This is a genomic window from Bacillus sp. MT(2024), assembly GCF_036362845.1.
Classification (GTDB): Bacteria; Bacillota; Bacilli; order Bacillales; family Bacillaceae; genus Bacillus; species Bacillus velezensis.
In genome coordinates this window covers 516,184-535,061 of the sequence record NZ_CP143632.1, presented here as the reverse complement: position 1 = coordinate 535,061, position 18,878 = coordinate 516,184, and the positions used below count along the sequence as shown (strand labels likewise).

Below are 18,878 nucleotides of genomic sequence, written 5' to 3'. Positions count from 1 at the left end.
TAACATGATAAAAAAATAAAACAGAAGCCTATTTACAAAACTGAACGTTCAGTATATTATTTACTTATAAAAACTAAACGTACAGTTTAGGAAATACTCAACACTCCGCAAAACCTTAGCACTAAAAATCTATGGAGAGGAGATGAATCAGCAAAATATTTATCAAACCTCATAAAATCATTAAAAAGGAGTTCATTCACATGGCTACATTAAACAAACAAAAAGCAGATCAGAGAATCTCAACTGGTTTAACCCTTCTTCTCGCAACGGCATGCGGTATCATTGTCGCTAATCTTTATTATGCACAGCCCTTGGCAGGATTCATCAGTGCGGCAATCGGGCTTTCTCCAAGCAGTGCCGGACTGATTGTCACGCTGACCCAAATCGGATACGTTGCCGGCTTACTGTTTCTTGTCCCTTTGGGAGACATTGTCGAAAACAGAAAACTTGTCGTGGTATCGCTCCTACTAAGCGCAGCCGCTCTAACTCTGACAGCATGTGTGAAGCATGGAACACTGTTTTTAGCCGCTGCGTTTTTCATCGGACTGGGATCCATCGCAGCCCAAGTGCTAGTTCCGTTCGCATCATACCTTGCACCAGATGCCGCACGAGGCCGGGTTGTCGGCAATGTGATGAGCGGCCTGCTTCTCGGTATTATGCTTTCCCGTCCGATATCCAGTCTGGTCGCTGATATATGGGGGTGGAATGCCATATTTGCTTTATCCGCCGCGTTAAGTGTTGTCCTGGCAATCGTCTTATCAAAAGTGCTTCCTGCCAGAAAACCAACAGCAAACACAAGCTACACCGTCTTACTCGGTTCAATGTGGAAGCTGCTGCGCACGACTCCGGTCTTACGCCGCCGTGCCATTTATCATGCGTTTGTATTTGGAGCTTTCAGCTTATTCTGGACGACTGTACCTTTATTATTGTCCGGTCCTGCTTTTCATTTTTCTCAAAAGGCAATCGCGCTGTATGCATTAGCGGGCATTGCGGGTGCAGCGGCTGCACCGATAGGCGGCCGTCTGGCTGATCGCGGCTTGACCCGGCTTGCCACCGGAATCGCTCTCGGTGTTGTCATCGTTTCTTTATTACTCCCGCTCATGATTCAGAGCAGCTCCCCCGTCGGAATAGCAGTTCTGGTGGCCGCAGCTATCCTGTTGGATATGGGGGTATCTGCCAATCTCGTACTCAGTCAGCGTGCCATTTTTTCGTTGGCACCTGAATTTCGCAGCCGATTAAACGGATTATTTATGGCAATCTTCTTTCTGGGCGGTGCTATAGGATCATCAATCGGAGGATGGGCATACGCCTCAGGCGGGTGGAGTATCACATTATGGATTGGAATCGCTTTTCCGGTCATAGCATTGCTTTATTTCACCACGGAGAAATAACTCTTTCCCCAAAAATAAGCCGTCAGGACCAAGCTGACAGCTTTTTTTGGGGTGTATTCTTCTTTACATCCATCCGAACAAAACATCCGGATTCATGAAAAATTTTGCTTCATGCGGTTCCATATTCTCACCGTTAAGATCGTAATCAATAGAAACGAAACGATCACTAACACAATACCTGTAATTGACTCACTGAAATTGATAACGACAAAGCTGGACAATACGATGATAGGAATATTTGAAATCAATACAGTTAACATGTAGGCAGAATACTTTAACCCGACTGCAGCGGATAAAAAACAAATCACATCAGTAGGAGCTGCCGGACAAAGCATCCCCACTGCCAAAAACTTATAATTGTACGCCTCCAATAACTCTTTCAAGTCAGGGTATTTATCTTCCAGTAATTGAGTCGTTTTTTCGCTGGCGAATTTCCTTGAAAAAAGATAAACCAATGTTTCGCTTATAAACAGGCCGGCCATTGATAATAAAATGCTGACCATCGGATCAAAGCATATTCCGCCCAAAAACATCAGCGTCATGCCGGGAATAAAAAAGAAAAGCCTGACGACCCACAAAACCAAAAACAGCAGCATCGCGTATTCCGCATGCCCTGATATAAAGTCCGTTACATCATTCATATCAAATGACAGCAAGTCCAGTTCCTTTAAACAATAAACGCCTAAAAACCATATACATAATAAAATCATTTTATTTTTCAATTTCTCCACTCTCCTCGCTTCCTACCACATCATAAGCAAAGAAAATGAAGAAACAGCCGGTAAAATTCTTAAGGATTCTTAAGTTATTCTAAAAAAGCTTACGGAACGTTTGTCCCGCAAGCTCTAGTCAATCGGGTGTTCAACAGTAAAACGAAGCCAGCCGCCGCTGTAATCCGCATGAATACGGCCGCTGTGAAGCTCAACAATTCTTTTTGAAATGGCAAGTCCGAGCCCGGTACCCTGATGACCCGTTCTGGCCTTATCCCCTCTGAAAAACCGTTCAAACAATTGGTTTATATCGTCAGCAGGGATTTCGGCCTTGTTTGACACTTGCAAAATTGCTTTTTCATCTTTCAGCTCAAGGTTTATGAAGAATTCAGATGGTTTGATACTGTACTTTAACGCATTCATAAAAAGATTATCGTAAACGCGAACCATCTTTTCTATATCAATACATACAGGTACATGTTCTTCCGTAATTGATTTTCGGACAGTTAATTGTTCCTTTTCAAACATGGGAATGTACTCTCCGGTGATTTGTTCCAATAAGGCTGACAAGTCTGTTTTGCTGCGGTTCAAAATAACATCCGGACTCGATAAATGCGTATATTCAAACAGTTCATCAATTAAATATTTCAGCCTTTGCGATTTGGAATAAATCGTTTCAAGGTACTCCTGAAATTGTGCTTTACTATTGTATTGTTCTTTTTTAAGCAGATCCAAATATCCGATAATCGATGTTAACGGGGTTCTTAAATCGTGCGATACATTTGAGATCAGCTCACTTTTCGCTCGTTCTAATTCTCTTTCATGTTCAAATTTACTCTCTAATTCTTCGGACATATAATTGATATGTTGTGCAAGCTGTGTCAATTCATCCCTGCTTTCAATCCTGATGGTCAAACCCAATTTCCCATTGGCAATATGGTGAACACTCTCCGTAATGCGTTTCAAATATGATATTTTTTTCCGCACCAATAACAAGAAAACCGCGATGAAAGTAAGCAACGCCGCAAAGTACTCAATCAGTATCGTGACATAACTGCTGCGCACGCTGACGTTGGTCAGGCCGGTTATTTTATAAAAAGAGAAAATAATGAGAGACATCATCCCTAAAGAAACAAAAAAACTGATAGCGATCGCGATCAGAAGCCTGACAATCAGCTTATTTCCAAACTTCCTCATATTTTATATCCCGTTCCCCATACCGTTTTGATATAAATCGGATGTTTAGAATCCTCTTCTATCTTGTCTCTGATCTTTGTGATATGAACCATTACGGTATTGTCCGACTTAAAAAAGTCTTCCTTCCATACCGCCTCATATATTTTTTCAACACTCATGACAATTCCTTTGTTTCTCGAAAGAAGCTCCAGAATATCAAACTCTTTCGGAGTGAGCCTGACTTCTTCTCCCCGCACCCACACCTGCCTTGTATCCGTATTAACGGTCAAATCGCCGATTTCAATAATGTTCGCCGTGCTGATCGTATCTGTATTGTATTTTTTATACCTTCTCAGTTGTGATTTCACTCTGGCGATCAATTCCAATGGGTTAAACGGTTTCGTTAAATAATCATCTGCGCCGGAGGCCAGCCCTTGAATTTTATCCATATCTTCCGATTTGGCGGAAAGCATGATGATGGGCAGATTGCGTTCTTGCCTGATCTTCATGCATGCCTCAATCCCATCCATATTGGGCATCATAATATCCAAAATAATCAGGTCAAACTCCTTTTGCTCCAATAATTTCAATGCTTCAGCAGCATCTTCCGCCTTATGCGTGCTTATTCCTTCATTTTCTAAATAGACAGAGATCAGGTTTCGGATATCTTTGTCATCATCCACGATAAGAATGCTTGTCCCCATATGAATCCTCCCTCGTTTTTTGCGGCAATGAACAGCTGAAAACATAAGCCGGGGGAATATTCCTGAATTCTCTCCTTACTTCTGTTTTGGGAAAGAATTGCTCAATCAATGCCTTTTTATATTGAGTATATTGGAATGTAATAAATTCTCCATGATTTCTTAAGATTTTAGCTGTATCCGTCAAAATATCAGCAGAAACGTTTTTTGGCAGACTTGCAAAAGGAAGTCCGGAGACGACATAGTCGGCATAAGGGATTCCATGCTCTTTTATATGCCTCTCAATATGTTCGGCCGATCCGTGCACAATGAACAGGTTCTGTTCCTCTTTATATTTTTCTTTCAGTAAAGCATAAAATTCTTCATTTTGTTCTATCAATAAGATTATTGTTTCGGGCTGCCGTTTTTCAAGCAGCTTTTTTGTAAATACTCCCGTACCCGGCCCGTATTCAACAATGTATTCAGCTTTATGAAAATCAATTTTTCCCATTATCTTCTCAGCAAGAAAACGCGAGCTGGGCAGAACGGCGCCGACAGATCTGGGATTCATAATATATTGAAATAAAAATAACAGACGTTTCATCTTTAATCTCTCCATTTGTTTTGAATTTATAAAACACACTCTACATTCAAAACCTGAAGAAAAAGCGGTGAAAGTTCTTAAGAAATCTTAAGATATAAAAAAAGACGGCGGGATTTGCCGTCTTTTTCAGTTGCCGATTCTTTCAGCAACGGTAAAACCATGTCATAATATGTTAAGAAATAATTGCGCCATAGGCAGGTGAACACATGAAGAAGTATTTATATAAACACCTTTTGTTAGCTCTCGTTTCGTCCGTTTGCTTTTTATTGGTCTTTTATGTGGGTTTAAAAATGACACAGGAAGACACACCTCCGTTGTCTTCTTACCCGTTTTACCTTTTTATTTATCTGTACATAGCAGCCGGATATTTGACGGTCGGCCTTGTTTCAGCTTGTATGACTGATATCTTGAAGAATCGCTGGACATTGAATAAAACGTCTTCCATTCTATTAAAACTTATCGTTTACTTACTCATACCGTATGCTATTTTTCATTGTTTCTTCATTTTAATGGCGCCGTTGATTTATGTGCTGTTTGAGTCGTTATTCATCCTGAGAAAAGCTTCATAATCAGAAAAAAACATACCGCTTGCTGCCGATATGTTTTTAACATGCTTGTCAGTTGTCCGCGGTGATTCGTTTGATGTTTTCTTCCATCAAGCCGGAAATGAGCTGTTCGTTTGTATGCGGGATCTGTTTGAGCTGTTGTACGACCAGCCCTTGTCTTGCGGCTGAATGATTTTGACTCAGCTTTGCTTGCCCCTCTATTTTGCTGATTTTGATTTTAAAACCTTTTACCCCTTTGTTCATGCCTGCCAGCAATTTCGCATCAACATCCTCTAATTTGTACGGGCTCTCGGGGCTTTCGTATTTCAATACGAGATCACTCATCGACTGCACGGTTTCTTCCTCATCCAAAAGCTCCGCCTCTCCGTAAACATGAACCGCCACATAATTCCATGTGGGAACAGCCTGATTCGTCTCATACCATTTAGGCGAGATATAACAATGAGGCCCTTGAAAAACGGCTAACACGTTTTGGCCATCAATCTCTTTCCATTGGGGGTTCGGCAATGCAAAATGACCGTATAAGCATTCGTTATCCTTACTCATCATCAATGGCAGGTGGGTTGCATACGGCATGCCTCCCGCCGTTGAAAACAATGCTGCGAAACCATACTCTTTGATTACATCGCACGCTTCAGCTTCACTCAGCTGAAATGGAGCCGGAATATACATACAAAACTCTCCTCTCTGAACATGGATTGATAAAGCGCTTTCCGCTATAATAAGATATCAACTGACATTTAAAAAGATACAGTTTCAAATAAATACACATGTCAGAGGAGAATATCTGATGAAAAATATGATTTTCGCTTTCAGAAGCGGCACCCCGAAATACAAACAAATTTACGAGCAATTTAAAACATTGATTGAGCAGGGAAATATTCAGGCAGATGAGCGGCTGCCTTCGATTCGGGAGCTGGCGGATTCCCTGCGGGTAAGCCGCAATACAACGCTGATGGCTTATGATCTTCTTTTAGCGGAAGGATACATTCGCGGGGAAACACGCAAAGGTTATTTTGCAAATGAAGTAGAGCCTTCTTTATTTCAAAAAGAAAACGATGTTGTTTACGCTGAGGAAACCGAATCAGCTCAGCCGGTCCTGATTGATTTTCGCGCCGGAGCCGTCGATCAAAAGCATTTTCCTCTGAAAACATGGAGAAAATTATACAATCAAGTTTTGACATCAGAGAAAAGCTTCCTGTACGGTGAACCGTTCGGCGAGAGAGACCTGCGTGAGCAAATTGCCGCTTATCTCTTGGAATCCCGCGGGGTGAAAACAGATGCGGATTCCATTATCATCGGCAGCAGCACCCAGCAGATGCTGATTTATCTCAGCCGGATTCTGAAAGAGGATTTTTCGGGAATTATCGTTGAAGACCCTGGGTTTGACGGTGCCAGAGCGGCATTTCAATTTCACGGGCTATCTATGGAAACGATGCCTGTCTATGAAAACGGAGCTGATTTTTCTCAATTACATGCAATGAAAGAAAAATTAATCTATGTGACCCCATCCCATCACAGCCCTTACGGCGTAAGCATGTCCATTCAGCAGCGCCAAACACTGATCAATTGGGTGAATCATAGAGAGGGTTATATTCTTGAAGATGATTATGACAGTGAATTCCGTTATACACAGCAGCCGTTTCCCGCTCTTGCTTCCATTCAATCAGACCGGGTGATTTATTTAGGGAATTTCTCAAAATCCTTTCTACCGGGCATCCGCATAAGCTATATGGTTTTGCCGCAGCGCCTTTTGCACCGGTATAAAAAACGGTTTATTCATTTCGAAAGCACCGCTTCTTCGCTTAACCAGCTGACCATGGCTGAATTGATGAAGGCCGGTGAATGGACCCGCCATATTAAGCGCATGCGCACTGTCTACAAGCGTAAGATGCAGCACTTGACTTCACATATCAAGCAGCAGTTCGGCGATCAGGTGACGATCATCGGCGAGCAGTCGGGATTGTATATATTGGTGAGAGTTCACCTGAACTATACAGAAGAAACATTAATCGAACGCGCTTTTCAGTACGGAGTGAAGGTATATCCTACCGCTGTTTATTTCGTTGCCGGAAAGCCCGAACCGCCGATCATAAAGTTAGGTTTCGCCCATCTCGATACGGATCAGATCACACAGGGCGTACAGCTTTTGAGAAAAGCTTGGCTGTCATGAAAGAAAAAAGGCGCCGAACGGCGCCTTTTTTTATCTTTTATTTCGTATTTCTTGTGAATTTCGGCAGTCCAAATATAATGGCGGCGATGCCGCAGATTCCGATTAAAACGGGATAGAAAGAGTATGGCAGGATGCTGACGGGTGAAATATTCCCGAATTTCCCGGCTGATAACAGCTGCGCGCCATAAGGAATCAATCCTTGTATCATACACGAAAAGATATCCAGAATACTTGCCGATTTTCTGTTGTCGATGCTGAATTTATCAGCGATATTCTTTGCAATCGGCCCGGCTGCGATAATGGAGATCGTATTATTGGCCGCAGCCAGATTCGTCACGCTGACCAGTCCGGCAATGCCGGCTTCGGCGCCTTTTTTGGAACGGATTCGTTTCGTAATAAATTCCAGTAAAAAGTCGATCCCGCCGTTTTGTTTCATTACGCCGACCATCCCGCCGATCAGCATGGACAGGATGATCAGATCGCTCATTCCGGCGATTCCATCCGTAATCGCCTTAAAATAAGAGTCAAACGTCAGGCTGCCGCCCGCCAATCCGATGATCCCCGTCAAAACCAATCCGCCGAATATGACAGCCATCACATTAAAACCGATTAACGCAAAAACTAACACGGCGACATAAGGAAGCACCTTAATCCAGCTGTAAGATGCAGCGCCCGCATGGCCCGCGTGGCCTGCCGGAATAAAAAATAAGATAATAACCGTTAAAATAGCAGCGGGCAAAACAATCAGGAAGTTCGTTTTGAATTTATCCATCATTTGTGTTTTTTGCGTCCGGACTGACGCAATGGTCGTATCGGAAATAAAAGAAAGATTATCTCCGAACATAGCTCCGCCGACCACAGCTGCCATCGTAATCGCGCCGGAGATGCCAAGCTCTCCGCTCAGACCCGCGCTGATCGGCGCAACCGCCGCAATCGTGCCCATTGATGTTCCCATCGATATAGAAATAAAACAAGCAATGATAAACAGCCCCGGCAGCAAAAACTGCTGCGGAATTATGCTCAAAGCAAGATTGACAGTTGAATGCACCGCTCCCATCGCCTCAGCCGCTGAAGCAAAGGCACCTGCCAATATAAAAATCATAACCATAATGATAATATCAGGATGTCCCGCACCGGAAGCGAACCATTCTATTTTTTGATTGAGCGATTTCTTCCGGTTAAATAACAGCGCAAAAGCTGACGCAATGATCGCGGCAATCAAGATCGGCAATTTATAAAAATCTCCGGTCACCAGACCAGAGCCGACAAAAAGCCCTACGAATAAGACTAAAGGCAATAACGCCCAAGGATTCTTATGATTGTTCATCTGGGTAAACCACCTCTTTTCAGCATTAAAGTCGCTAATCACAGCCTAAGCAACATTTCACACTTTAAAAGTCTGCAGTAAAAAAGTCAAGCTGAAAAAAGGATAAGTAATGATTGATAAGATAGAAAAAGCTGTTTTGTTTCCTCTCTTTAGAAAATAAAAAAACCAAGGCTCGTTTCCCTTGGTACATTTCATGCGGCCCGGCGCCCGGGACACCTTCTCTTCATTCAGAAATACATTCAGCTTTCAATCTGTTTTTAAGTTTCGCTTCATTTTCAAGGATATCTTCGTAATCCTCAATCTTCCTGTTTAATCGTTTTATAGTTTCATCAATTTCCCTCTGTTTCTCCGTCAGCCTTTTCCTTTCATTTATAAGGATGTTTTTTCGGGGTTCGATCGTATGATCGGCTCCTTCAATAAATAAAGCGGTATATTCAATCAGCGCCTCAATCGACAGCCCGGCACTTCTCATGCATTTTATAAATTGAATCCAATTCACATCATCTTCGTCATAATCGCGGATGCCGCTTTCATCGCGTTTTACCGGAGGAATCAGTCCTATACTTTCATAATACCTAAGCGTCGCGGCTGATAACTCAACCAGCTTTGCAGCCTGCGCAATCTTCATATTCTAACCACCCATCCTTCATACCTTTCATAAGCGTGCCATTATAGAATATCATTTCATAGAAAAATAAACCAAACCCCTTGACTTAAAGTCCGCTTTAACATTTAAAGTAAAACCGAACAGAGGATTCATCACTTTATCTTGGAAAGGAAGATAACCATGTGCAATAATCATCCGACTCGTGTATTAAGCGCTCCGCATGCAAAAGCTAAATTTGAGCGGACGACGATTGAGAGAAGAGCATTACGGCCGCACGATATCCTGATTGATATTAAGTACAGCGGGATTTGTCACTCAGACATCCACAGCGCATTCGATGAATGGGGCGGCGGAATCTTTCCGATGGTTCCCGGCCATGAAATTGCCGGAGTTGTGGAAGCCGTAGGTGAAGAAGTCACCACATTTGCCGCCGGCGACCGTGTGGGTGTCGGCTGTTTTGTAGACTCCTGCGGAGAATGTGAATACTGCCTGAACGGAGACGAACAATATTGCACAAAAGGCGTTGTTCAGACCTATAATAACCTGGACTACGACGGAAATCCTACGTACGGCGGCTACAGCCAGAAAATAGTTGTCACTGACAGATTCGTTGTCCGTATTCCCGATCAGCTGGATTTGGATGCTGCCAGTCCGCTATTGTGCGCGGGCATTACCACCTATTCTCCGCTGAAACACTGGAATGCCGGTCCCGGCAAAAAAGTGGCGATTGTCGGAATGGGCGGGCTCGGACATTTAGCCGTTCAATTCGCGCACGCTTTAGGCGCAGAGGTCACCGTCCTCAGCCGCTCAATGAACAAAAAAGACGAAGCGCTTGAATTTGGAGCTGATCATTACTTTGCGACAAGCGATCCGGATACATTCACTGAGCTGGCCGGACGATTTGATCTTATTTTAAATACAGTATCCGCGAACCTTGACGTAGATGCTTACTTATCCCTGCTTCGCATTGACGGTACATTGGTAAATGTGGGAGCGCCCGCTAAGCCGGACTCATACAGTGTGTTCTCCTTAATCACGGGCCGCCGCAGCATTGCGGGTTCACTCGTCGGCGGTATTCCGCAGACTCAGGAGATGCTTGATTTCGCCGCCGAGCACGGCATTGCTCCTAAAATTGAAGTGATTCCGGCCGATCAAGTTGACGAAGCGTACGAACGGGTTCTCCAAAGCGATGTCCGCTACCGTTTCGTCATTGATATTGCAACTTTATAATTCTCATAAAAAACATACCAATATCTATTGGTATGTTTTTTTCAGCGCAGATTATTTTTTATTTGAGCAGCCATCCGGGCACCGCTTTGATATAAACCAATTCACCTATCAATTCAACAATCGTCTGAGTGACGATAACAGCGGCGGCTAATGAGGCCCAAGCATCCGGCAGAGCCAGCGCTAACGGAAGGACTGCGAGTGAATTCCTTGTGCCCGTGCTGAAGATCAATGCTCTTCCTTCACCTGTATCCAGACGGAACGCATATGCGATAAAACGGGAGACAAACGGCATAATGAGCAGGAATAACAGATAGATCGGAATCACACGTATAATGATGTCAGCATCACTGATGACCTTGCCGATTTGTGTGGCGACGACCGCCAATAAGACCAGAGCCATAAAAGGAACAGGCAGCCACGCCGTCCATTCCAACACCTTTTCTCCCGCCGGCTTCTTATCAGCCCATAGTTGAGTCATCACCGCCGCCAGCAGCGGCACCGCTATTAACAATAAGAATGCTTCCAGAAACGGTCCCGCATGAACAGCCCCTATCACTTCTTTCCCGATAAACAGCCACAGGTATAACGGAAGCAATACCATCTGAACGGCGAACAAAACCGGCGTGGAAGCCAGTATTAATCTCTCATTTCCTTTGCCGAGCTGAGTAAAGACGATGACGTAATCAATACAAGGTGTAAGCAATACCAAACAAACCCCTGATAATATAGGAGGAGATTGAGGAAAAATAGCGGTTAACACCCATACAACGACAGGTACAGCTAAGAAATTACCGATCAGTAAAGCCGCCATAAACTTGAGGTTTGACATGGCTTCCCTCAGCTTCAAGAATGGAATTTGGGCAAACATGGCATACATGAGAACAGCGATAAGCGGTGATATCGTCCATCCCCAGCGAAGTCCTGAATCTTTCCCGGCGATCCCCGCTATTCCGCCGATCACAAGAGTCACACCATATATCCAAATTTGCTGTTTTTCTAATGTCTCTCTGGTTATTTTCATTGGCTGACACCTCTTCTCCGCCCATTATACCTTCTTTTCTGCTGCTCTTGCATTAAGGTCCTGCCGGAATAAAAAAACACCAAGGGTCTGTGACACCTGGTGTTTTTGGAACGCGGCCGAGAGTTACGGGTTGAGAACCGTTAATTCTTTTAAATAACCCCCAAAAAGTATTTTTGGCGTACTGTTCCTTATCGAATAAAAGCATTCTCTTTCATTTCCAAAGCATCATCCAGCCATCTCGGGTGCATCGGCAAGAGATGTTCAGGTAATTCATGGATATCAAAATATCTGATTTCCATGGCTTCCTCTGTGGACTTTTTCAAAGTGCCGCCGATGACGTCACATTGAAAACAATTGGTAATAAAATGGCTGACTCTGCCGTCAGGGTATATAAAGGTTTGTGAACTCGGATCAGAATAAACGCCTATCATTTTAGAGACTTTCACCACTAATCCAGTTTCCTCTTCTATTTCTCTTATAATTGCTTGTTCTACTGTTTCACCAGGTTCCACATGGCCTGAAGGAATGCCCCATAAACCATTATCAGCACGCTTCATTAATAAAACGGAACTTGATTCTTTCATTATAATTCCAGCGACTCCGGCTTTCACTTGTTCTGTCCATTGGAAATCCGGTTTTTTCCGTACTTCTGCCTTTATTTCATTATCGAACAAGTCCTTCAGATCGCGGATCACAACATCCGGATTTCTAAAATCATGTTTTGCAGGAAATAAAGTATGTTGATCAGAAACTAATACGGAAGTTATGCCTATTTGGTTTGCTCCGACAATATCTGTTTCAGGCGTATCCCCGATCATAACGCATCTCTCTTTATCCTCAAAAGACTCGAGTACTTTTTCAAATATTGAAGACGCCGGTTTTCCAATTATCATCGGCTCTTTAGCAGCTGCTGTTTTAACAGCCGCGACTATAGCGCCTGTCGCGGGAGCTGGTCCGTTAGCGGCAGGAAATGTTTTATCCCCGTTTGCAGCGATAAATGAAGCTCCGCAGCGGATGAGGTTTACTGCCTTATGCACATCCTGAAATGTAATATTTTGATCCCATCCAATGACAACAGCCTCCGCTTGATCTTCCGTAAGATCAATACCGGCCTTTTGAATTTCACTTTTAAGTTGGTCATTTCCCAATATATATGCCTTCTTTATTCCTTCACTGACAAGGTAATCAGCTGTTGCCCACCCCGCAGTAACGACTTCATCAATACTTGCTGAAATCCCCAGTTTATGAAGGCGTTTCACAATCGTTTCTCTTGTAACACAAGGATCATTCGTTAAAAAGCGAATGACTTTCTTTTCTTCACGGAGTCGTTTTAAAGAGGCCACAGCTCCTGGTAAAGCTTTATCTCCTATATATATCACTCCGTCTAAATCAAATAAAAATACATCATAATTCTTGGAGATCATCGTAACACTCCTTAAGCGGTTGTCTCTTGGTTAATAGTTGAGCGATACGCAAAATGATTTGTAGGGCCTTGTCCTTTCCCGATTCCTAAGGGATATTTAATGGCTGCTGAAATGAATTCCTTTCCAGTTGCCACTGATTCCGGTATGCTGTGCTGCTTTGCAAGCTCTGCAGTTATCACAGCAGAAAACGTACAGCCTGTTCCATGAGTATGCTTTGTATCAAAGCGGGGAGAAACAAATTCCTCGAAGTCCTCGTCAAAGTACAAAATATCACGGGCTTCTCCGTTCAGGTGCCCCCCTTTTACGACAGCACTTTTCGCCCCGTATACCTCCACTATTTCTTTCGCCGCATCACGCATCTGCTGTACAGTCTCGATTGATTTGCCGATGATTACTTCCGCTTCCGGAATGTTCGGTGTAATAACAGTTGTTTGGGGTATTAATAATTTCTTCAAATGATCAATGGCGTCCTTATGGAGCAGATGATGTCCGCTTTTAGCAATCATAACCGGATCCATCACATACGATTGAATATTTGCGTCTTTTAACTTTTCTGCCAGCAATTCAATAATTCCTATACTTGCAAGCATACCGGTTTTGACAGCATCCGGTTTTATATCATCCATGACACAGTCTATTTGCTGAGATATATTCTGAAGAGACATCTCCTCAAAACTTTTCACACCAAGTGTGTTTTGTGCAACAACTGATGTAATAACAGCCATTCCATATACCTTTTGTTCCTGAAATGTTTTTAAATCCGCATGAATTCCCGCCCCTCCGGAAGGATCAGTCCCAGCAATCGAAAGCGCTTTATAAATATCCGTCAACTTACACTCCTCCTTCAGGCAGGTTTCACTGCTTTAAAAATGACAAAAGGCGGATATTCCTTTTCACATTTCCAATTATTAAATTGAAACTCTTTCTCTATGGCTTTTACATGCTCTTGGTCAATATCGTTTAACGTTGGTTCTGATAAAGTTACATTATCAAAACCTGCATGAGTTAATAGTTTATAATACATTGACTTCGGCCAATGAAAATCATTTAAAATTAAATCTGCTTGTCCCGGAACATGGAGCCATTCATTTCTTTCTTCTCCGTAAGAATATTCTTTCCCCGGTATTCCATTGCGGAAGGTTGAAAATTCAATTCCGGTTGAATCAGGATTCGTATCGAGTATGACAAATGAAGCTCCTGGTTTTAACACACGAAAAATTTCATTTATGATACCTTTGATACGCTGGTCACTATCCGTATTAATAAAAACATAACAGGCCATTGCAGCATCAACTGAGTGATCTGGTAAGAAGGAAAGATTATCGTGTTCAATTAAATGATAGTTCACATGAGGATGTTGTCTTTTTGCCTTTGCTATATCTAACATCTTCCTTGATTCATCGACTGCGATCACATTGCAGCCTATTCTGTCAGCCAGCCTGTAAGCTACCTTTCCCGGACCGCATCCGAAATCCAGCACCTTTTTAATCTCCGCTTTATCAAAAGTACGAAAAACAAACTCAAAACCTAACGTTTGTTCTAAAACGTCATTATAAGCATCGAATTTACCAGCAACACTGTCTTCTTTCCATGAAGTTTTCATTGAATTTCCTCCTTTTGCTCAATTGAGAAATAATGAAACCACTTATTCCTGACGAAAAATTGATATATAGGAAGTAAACTTTGAAATAGAGAATGATCCATATCCCGTTTATATGCAATATGCTGGTATATACTGAAAAGGAAAAGAATCTGTTTCCAGTAATCAGGTAAATCAAGCATTTCAATATCGTTTTTTGTCATAGAAATTTGATCTTTCCTAAGTAATTCTTCGTACTTTAAGACTGTTTCAATGGACGGCCAGTTATTTCCCTCAGGCATTTTCGGAAATTCAAATTCCGGAATATCATGGTGATTTTCAGCTTCCTCAAGCACCGTTTTCGCCCATTCATGATCTGAATCATAAATATGGATTGATCCCGCATTATGAAAATATTCTCCGACTTCTAAACGCAGTTCTCTGGCCATTAATTCCTGCATGAAGGTAAATGAGAAAAGATCACTGATCATCCCGCGAAAAGCATCATTTGCACGCATGACAGAAGACATGTATAATTCGCCTTCCCTCACAAAAAACTGCAAACCGATTGTGCAGGAAACATCTATATTTTCTGAAACGAAGAGTTCCGAAGCATCGAATATTTGAATAAATGCTCTTTTTGAATCAATATCTTCTTGTGTCAAAAGATTTTTTATTCGATTCCATTGATTTAGTTTTGCATTTCCGAATTCAAATATTTTAGGCCCGTACGCAGTGCCTGTTAATGTTTTTTTATTCATTGAATATGAAGGCATTTTTTTATTGTAATAACTGATAAAATCTAAGTCGTTACTCCCCGATAAATACCATAACACTTCAGCAAAATTAAACACGATATTGGTTTTTCTTGAGGATAAATAAGTGACACGTTCTATTGGATTTTCCAGAGTCAGATGGTAGTTCAATTGTTCTCTGCTTTTTTGTCCGCGCGGTGAATTGAAAAATTCAGGGTTGTGATAGATGTCATACAGCGTTTCCGTATATGCTTCATGAAAAGTTCTCTTTCTCATTGAGATTCCGCCTTATATGCTGCAAAGATATTTTTAATGTTCTCTAATAAATCATCTGTATCTTTATAGCTGATGTACTCAACATCCGCCACTGCATTTAACCCTTGAATTAAGAAAGCATAATCCTTGTCCTTTTCTAGAAATAGCACGATCTTTTTTTTCAAGGCGGAAGCCCATCCAATTTCTATATGTGTTCCGGGAGAAGCGGGTGATCCGGGGAATGCTGCAAAAAGGTCGCAAGTGCTTATTTCATCAAAATCAATTTTAGTGCATTGAAGGGGTGTCATGAAATCTTTCCCCCACCCTTCCCGCTTGTGAGCATTATGAACCAGCCATCCTTCATTCTCAAAAAAGGAAATTAATGATTCCAGCTTTCCCCTCTCATACGTACTCATCAATCCAGTTTTCTCATCTACTAAACTTTTAAAAGGCCCTGCCAGAAAAACTTTTTTAGTCGCCACTTCATATCACCCTTTCAAAATAAATAAAGCCACTTTCCTCTATGGAAAGTGGCTTAAATATAGATAAGATAAAGAATCTCTCTAATTTTTCACTTCCCTACGCTGGTATTAACCAAATCAGGTTCAAAGGGTCAGGACGTATTGTCTCTTCTCAGCTATTAAAGCTCCCCTAGTGACTTTTTATAAATATTTACTTTAATTCTATGCTATTCCATATAAATAGTCAAACAATGACCGGCAAAAAGCGCTGCGGATATCACTGGGATTCCCCTTCAATATTGCAGCTTACCCACTAGTTTTAAAACCTTCCGGCCTCTTTTTTCCTGCCAACGAATAAGGTCACGGCAACACTCGCTGAACTGACCAAAGTCCCCAGAACGGCAGCAAGAATTGTCAAAAAGCCATGGGGAATCAGAAATCCAATCGGAATGAGGCCCGCAAACGTGAGAACGATAAAACATTGATAGACTCCGGATATGATTCTTACAACCAAGCTGCTAAAAAAGGACATGACGAATGGCGGAATGAACAAACATAAAATGATTCCGAGTGAGATCAATAAAATCATAGGCTCGTCAAAAGAAGTGACACGATCGCCGGGAGACTCTTCAGCCGCCGCGAATACAGCAAATATAGACATCATCAGCGTAAGAAAAACAAGAAAAAACCTTTTCAGCAACGTTATGACTCCTTTTTATAAAAACGGGTATCCTTTTTTAATCACAATAACCATTTTATGTTATCAAATGAAATAATATGAAGTCAATTGATGAATGAATAATGTAACAAACGGCTTGCTGCTGTGTCGGTCTTATATAAGGAGGAAAAACAATCCGTACAAAATCAATATTGGTTTTCTCAATGTATTTCATCAGTTTGACGGCATCACTGGTTCTTACGGCTGAAACCCCGAACTTCAGTTCAACATCTTCAAATTTTCGCTGATTAACATACTCAATGATCTGAAGGCGCTCATCTATGCTGAGTGAATGCTGTTCACCAGTCGTGCCGCATATGAGTAACGAATGGATACCGCTGTTTTTCAAATGTTCGACAATAGCATCAAATCCTGCTGAATATAAACGCTCATCTTCATGAAAAGGCGTAGGGATAGCAATAAAATTTGCATGAGAATGACCTCCAAGTACTATTCTTGAATATCTGCAGAGTATCATATAACACTGTCTGACATTTAAAAAGGACAGTTTCAGATAACCCAACATGGCAGATGTAAAGGCTGACACACAAAAAAGGCAGGCAAAGAGAGCCTGCTTCATTGCTTCATCCTATAGCGATTCATTCTTTGGATTGCTTGACAAATAAGAGTAATAAGGCAAACTAAATATAAAATTGTACTAATGAGGCGGGGTTTTATGATTTTAGATTTAAAAGGTGAAACGCACATGGATCATCTTGTGGGAATGCTTTATTCTGCCGTTAATGAAAATTACAACCGCTTAATATCCATTGTGTCAGACATGTCACAGCAGGAGATCGATTATAAAGGACCAAATCAAACATACAATAGTACAGCTCAGCTAATAAGACACTTAGCATATGTTGATCTCAACTGGATATTTAGAATAAAGGGTGAACCGATACCAAAGCAGCTTGAAGAGAAGTATGGACCAATGTTAGATAAGAACAATAAGATTCCTTTCATTTCCGGTGTTTCATTAAAACAAATTCTCACTGATTATGAAGAAGTATTCAGCATGTTTAAGTCTGTTTGTTATCAGCTAACTGACGATCAACTGAATCACACAGTAGATTATGAAGCAGATAAACAAGCAACCATTCAATGGGGAATATGGCATATGGCAGACCATAATAGATATCATCAAGCTCATATTAATCAGCTTCGCAAATGGTTTGAAGAGAAACAGAAACCTGGCTGTTAAAGCCGCTTATAGGAGGAGCAAGGATAAATTTATTACAAATTCATGTTCACTGACTGCCAATCAATTAAAATGGTCAGACAAAAAACCACATTTGCTGTTGAAAAGTTGCGGAATAAAGCACCGCATCAACTGCACTATGACAAGCTGAAACGTTAATATTTTGTGTTTCAGCCATTCAATCGCTATATTTAATCATGCTGTCCCAATACGATTTTTTTATAGTCTTTGCAGCAGCAAAGTCCTCTGGAATCCTATACTAATCTTCCGCAGCCGCTGCATCGGCCTTTGTCACATGAACTGTACCAAACGGATGGTTGGGAGGAGCGTAAATTGAATATAGTTTTAACGGCGTATTACCCGTATTAATCACATTGTGCCACGTGCCGGCAGGGACAACAATGGCATAATCATCATAGACATTTCTTCGGAAACTTAAATGATCTTTACTCTTGCCCATTTTAACTAGCCCTCGGCCTTGCTCAATCCGTAAGAATTGATCTACGTTAGGATGGATCTCCAAACCGATATCTTCTCCAATACCAAGACTCATCAAAGTAATTTGAAAATGCTCTCCTGTCCATAGGGCCGTACGGAACGTATTGTTTTGTTTTGCGGCTTTATTGATATTCACGACAAATGGTTTTGGTCCATAATCTTTCAAGAGAAGGTTTCTATCTTCGTATGAAGGATCATAGTTATTTGGAACAGTCCAATAAACAGATCTTCCATCGCTATACATCGGTACGTTCACACAATAATAACATTGATGCGAAAAAGGTATATAATACATTTTTCATCCCCGCAATTTTAAATTTTTGTGATATTATCCTATGCTTTTTGTAATGAGAGTGTGCCACACTAAGAAATTCCCTTGTTCAGGCTAAAAGACTGAAGTTAGCAGAAACGTTTTGGCCACAAAACCCGTTTGCATAAAAAATACCAAAGGCCTGTAACTCTTGGGTAATACTGTTGCAGCCGAGAAACTTGAACCTGCCCG

21 protein-coding genes and 1 riboswitch are annotated in these 18,878 nt (G+C 41.7%); of the genes, 5 read left to right on the top strand and 16 right to left on the bottom strand.

What is annotated here, in order from left to right:
- Window positions 1–200 precede the first annotated feature (200 nt).
- Window positions 201–1,391, top strand: a complete 1,191-nt coding sequence (locus tag VP472_RS02810) for an MFS transporter (RefSeq protein WP_146276209.1) — start codon at window positions 201–203, stop codon at window positions 1,389–1,391.
- 92 nt (window positions 1,392–1,483) lie between these two features.
- On the opposite strand, the gene VP472_RS02805 is transcribed toward VP472_RS02810, so the two are convergent.
- The 4 genes from VP472_RS02805 to VP472_RS02790 form a co-directional block, all read right to left on the bottom strand.
- A complete protein-coding gene (locus VP472_RS02805; protein ID WP_225979781.1) occupies window positions 1,484–2,122 on the bottom strand; it encodes a TVP38/TMEM64 family protein in 639 nt (212 codons plus the stop codon).
- A gap of 114 nt (window positions 2,123–2,236) precedes the next feature.
- Entirely contained in the window at window positions 2,237–3,298 is a 1,062-nt protein-coding gene (locus VP472_RS02800) for a sensor histidine kinase (protein ID WP_146276206.1), read from the bottom strand.
- On the bottom strand, window positions 3,295–3,981 hold the full coding sequence (locus tag VP472_RS02795; protein ID WP_100001247.1) for a response regulator transcription factor: 687 nt from the start codon (window positions 3,979–3,981) through the stop codon (window positions 3,295–3,297). The genes VP472_RS02800 and VP472_RS02795 overlap by 4 nt, the downstream gene beginning before the upstream one ends.
- A complete protein-coding gene (locus VP472_RS02790; RefSeq protein ID WP_146276204.1) occupies window positions 3,953–4,561 on the bottom strand; it encodes a class I SAM-dependent methyltransferase in 609 nt (202 codons plus the stop codon). The genes VP472_RS02795 and VP472_RS02790 overlap by 29 nt, the downstream gene beginning before the upstream one ends.
- A gap of 206 nt (window positions 4,562–4,767) precedes the next feature.
- Between VP472_RS02790 and VP472_RS02785 the strand changes: the two genes are divergently transcribed.
- Entirely contained in the window at window positions 4,768–5,130 is a 363-nt protein-coding gene (locus VP472_RS02785; protein WP_146276202.1) for a hypothetical protein, read from the top strand.
- A gap of 48 nt (window positions 5,131–5,178) precedes the next feature.
- Here VP472_RS02785 and VP472_RS02780 read toward each other — a convergent pair whose 3' ends face one another.
- Window positions 5,179–5,799, bottom strand: a complete 621-nt coding sequence (locus VP472_RS02780; RefSeq protein WP_146276200.1) for an FMN-binding negative transcriptional regulator — start codon at window positions 5,797–5,799, stop codon at window positions 5,179–5,181.
- Between the two features lie 118 nt (window positions 5,800–5,917).
- On the opposite strand from VP472_RS02780, the gene pdxR reads away from it, so the two are divergent.
- The gene (pdxR, locus tag VP472_RS02775; protein WP_146276198.1) at window positions 5,918–7,300 is read left to right on the top strand and encodes a MocR-like pyridoxine biosynthesis transcription factor PdxR; all 1,383 of its coding nucleotides are present in this window, start codon (window positions 5,918–5,920) and stop codon (window positions 7,298–7,300) included.
- 37 nt (window positions 7,301–7,337) lie between these two features.
- Here pdxR and VP472_RS02770 read toward each other — a convergent pair whose 3' ends face one another.
- Together VP472_RS02770 and VP472_RS02765 are read right to left on the bottom strand one after the other, a co-directional pair.
- Window positions 7,338–8,627, bottom strand: a complete 1,290-nt coding sequence (locus VP472_RS02770; protein WP_070081424.1) for a Na+/H+ antiporter NhaC family protein — start codon at window positions 8,625–8,627, stop codon at window positions 7,338–7,340.
- Between the two features lie 223 nt (window positions 8,628–8,850).
- Complete coding sequence (locus VP472_RS02765; protein WP_146276196.1) at window positions 8,851–9,255, bottom strand: MerR family transcriptional regulator; 405 nt, start codon at window positions 9,253–9,255, stop codon at window positions 8,851–8,853.
- A gap of 159 nt (window positions 9,256–9,414) precedes the next feature.
- Here VP472_RS02765 and VP472_RS02760 point away from each other — a divergent pair, with 159 nt between their 5' ends.
- Window positions 9,415–10,464: an NAD(P)-dependent alcohol dehydrogenase gene (locus tag VP472_RS02760; protein WP_003156089.1), complete on the top strand. Its 1,050-nt coding sequence runs from the start codon at window positions 9,415–9,417 to the stop codon at window positions 10,462–10,464.
- 58 nt (window positions 10,465–10,522) lie between these two features.
- Here VP472_RS02760 and VP472_RS02755 read toward each other — a convergent pair whose 3' ends face one another.
- The 8 genes from VP472_RS02755 to VP472_RS02720 form a co-directional block, all read right to left on the bottom strand.
- The gene (locus VP472_RS02755) at window positions 10,523–11,485 is read right to left on the bottom strand and encodes an arsenic resistance protein (protein ID WP_146276194.1); all 963 of its coding nucleotides are present in this window, start codon (window positions 11,483–11,485) and stop codon (window positions 10,523–10,525) included.
- Between the two features lie 188 nt (window positions 11,486–11,673).
- Window positions 11,674–12,909 carry an HAD-IIA family hydrolase gene (locus VP472_RS02750; protein WP_146276192.1) on the bottom strand — a complete coding sequence of 412 codons (1,236 nt, stop codon included), beginning with the start codon at window positions 12,907–12,909 and terminating at the stop codon, window positions 11,674–11,676.
- A gap of 11 nt (window positions 12,910–12,920) precedes the next feature.
- Entirely contained in the window at window positions 12,921–13,739 is an 819-nt protein-coding gene (gene thiD, locus VP472_RS02745; RefSeq protein ID WP_146276190.1) for a bifunctional hydroxymethylpyrimidine kinase/phosphomethylpyrimidine kinase, read from the bottom strand.
- 14 nt (window positions 13,740–13,753) lie between these two features.
- On the bottom strand, window positions 13,754–14,512 hold the full coding sequence (locus tag VP472_RS02740) for a class I SAM-dependent methyltransferase (RefSeq protein ID WP_146276188.1): 759 nt from the start codon (window positions 14,510–14,512) through the stop codon (window positions 13,754–13,756).
- The gene (locus VP472_RS02735; protein WP_146276186.1) at window positions 14,509–15,519 is read right to left on the bottom strand and encodes a thymidylate synthase; all 1,011 of its coding nucleotides are present in this window, start codon (window positions 15,517–15,519) and stop codon (window positions 14,509–14,511) included. The genes VP472_RS02740 and VP472_RS02735 overlap by 4 nt, the downstream gene beginning before the upstream one ends.
- Window positions 15,516–15,980: a TIR domain-containing protein gene (locus VP472_RS02730; RefSeq protein WP_014417011.1), complete on the bottom strand. Its 465-nt coding sequence runs from the start codon at window positions 15,978–15,980 to the stop codon at window positions 15,516–15,518. The genes VP472_RS02735 and VP472_RS02730 overlap by 4 nt, the downstream gene beginning before the upstream one ends.
- A gap of 77 nt (window positions 15,981–16,057) precedes the next feature.
- A riboswitch (TPP riboswitch) is annotated at window positions 16,058–16,161 on the bottom strand.
- A gap of 117 nt (window positions 16,162–16,278) precedes the next feature.
- On the bottom strand, window positions 16,279–16,659 hold the full coding sequence (locus VP472_RS02725) for a hypothetical protein (protein ID WP_146276184.1): 381 nt from the start codon (window positions 16,657–16,659) through the stop codon (window positions 16,279–16,281).
- Window positions 16,660–16,714: 55 nt separating this feature from the next.
- Entirely contained in the window at window positions 16,715–17,257 is a 543-nt protein-coding gene (locus VP472_RS02720) for a dihydrodipicolinate synthase family protein (RefSeq protein WP_225979780.1), read from the bottom strand.
- A gap of 96 nt (window positions 17,258–17,353) precedes the next feature.
- Between VP472_RS02720 and VP472_RS02715 the strand changes: the two genes are divergently transcribed.
- A complete protein-coding gene (locus VP472_RS02715) occupies window positions 17,354–17,881 on the top strand; it encodes a DinB family protein (RefSeq protein ID WP_225979779.1) in 528 nt (175 codons plus the stop codon).
- A 256-nt stretch (window positions 17,882–18,137) separates the two neighbouring features.
- On the opposite strand, the gene VP472_RS02710 is transcribed toward VP472_RS02715, so the two are convergent.
- Complete coding sequence (locus tag VP472_RS02710; protein WP_146276182.1) at window positions 18,138–18,671, bottom strand: cupin domain-containing protein; 534 nt, start codon at window positions 18,669–18,671, stop codon at window positions 18,138–18,140.
- Between the last annotated feature and the right edge of the window lie 207 nt (window positions 18,672–18,878).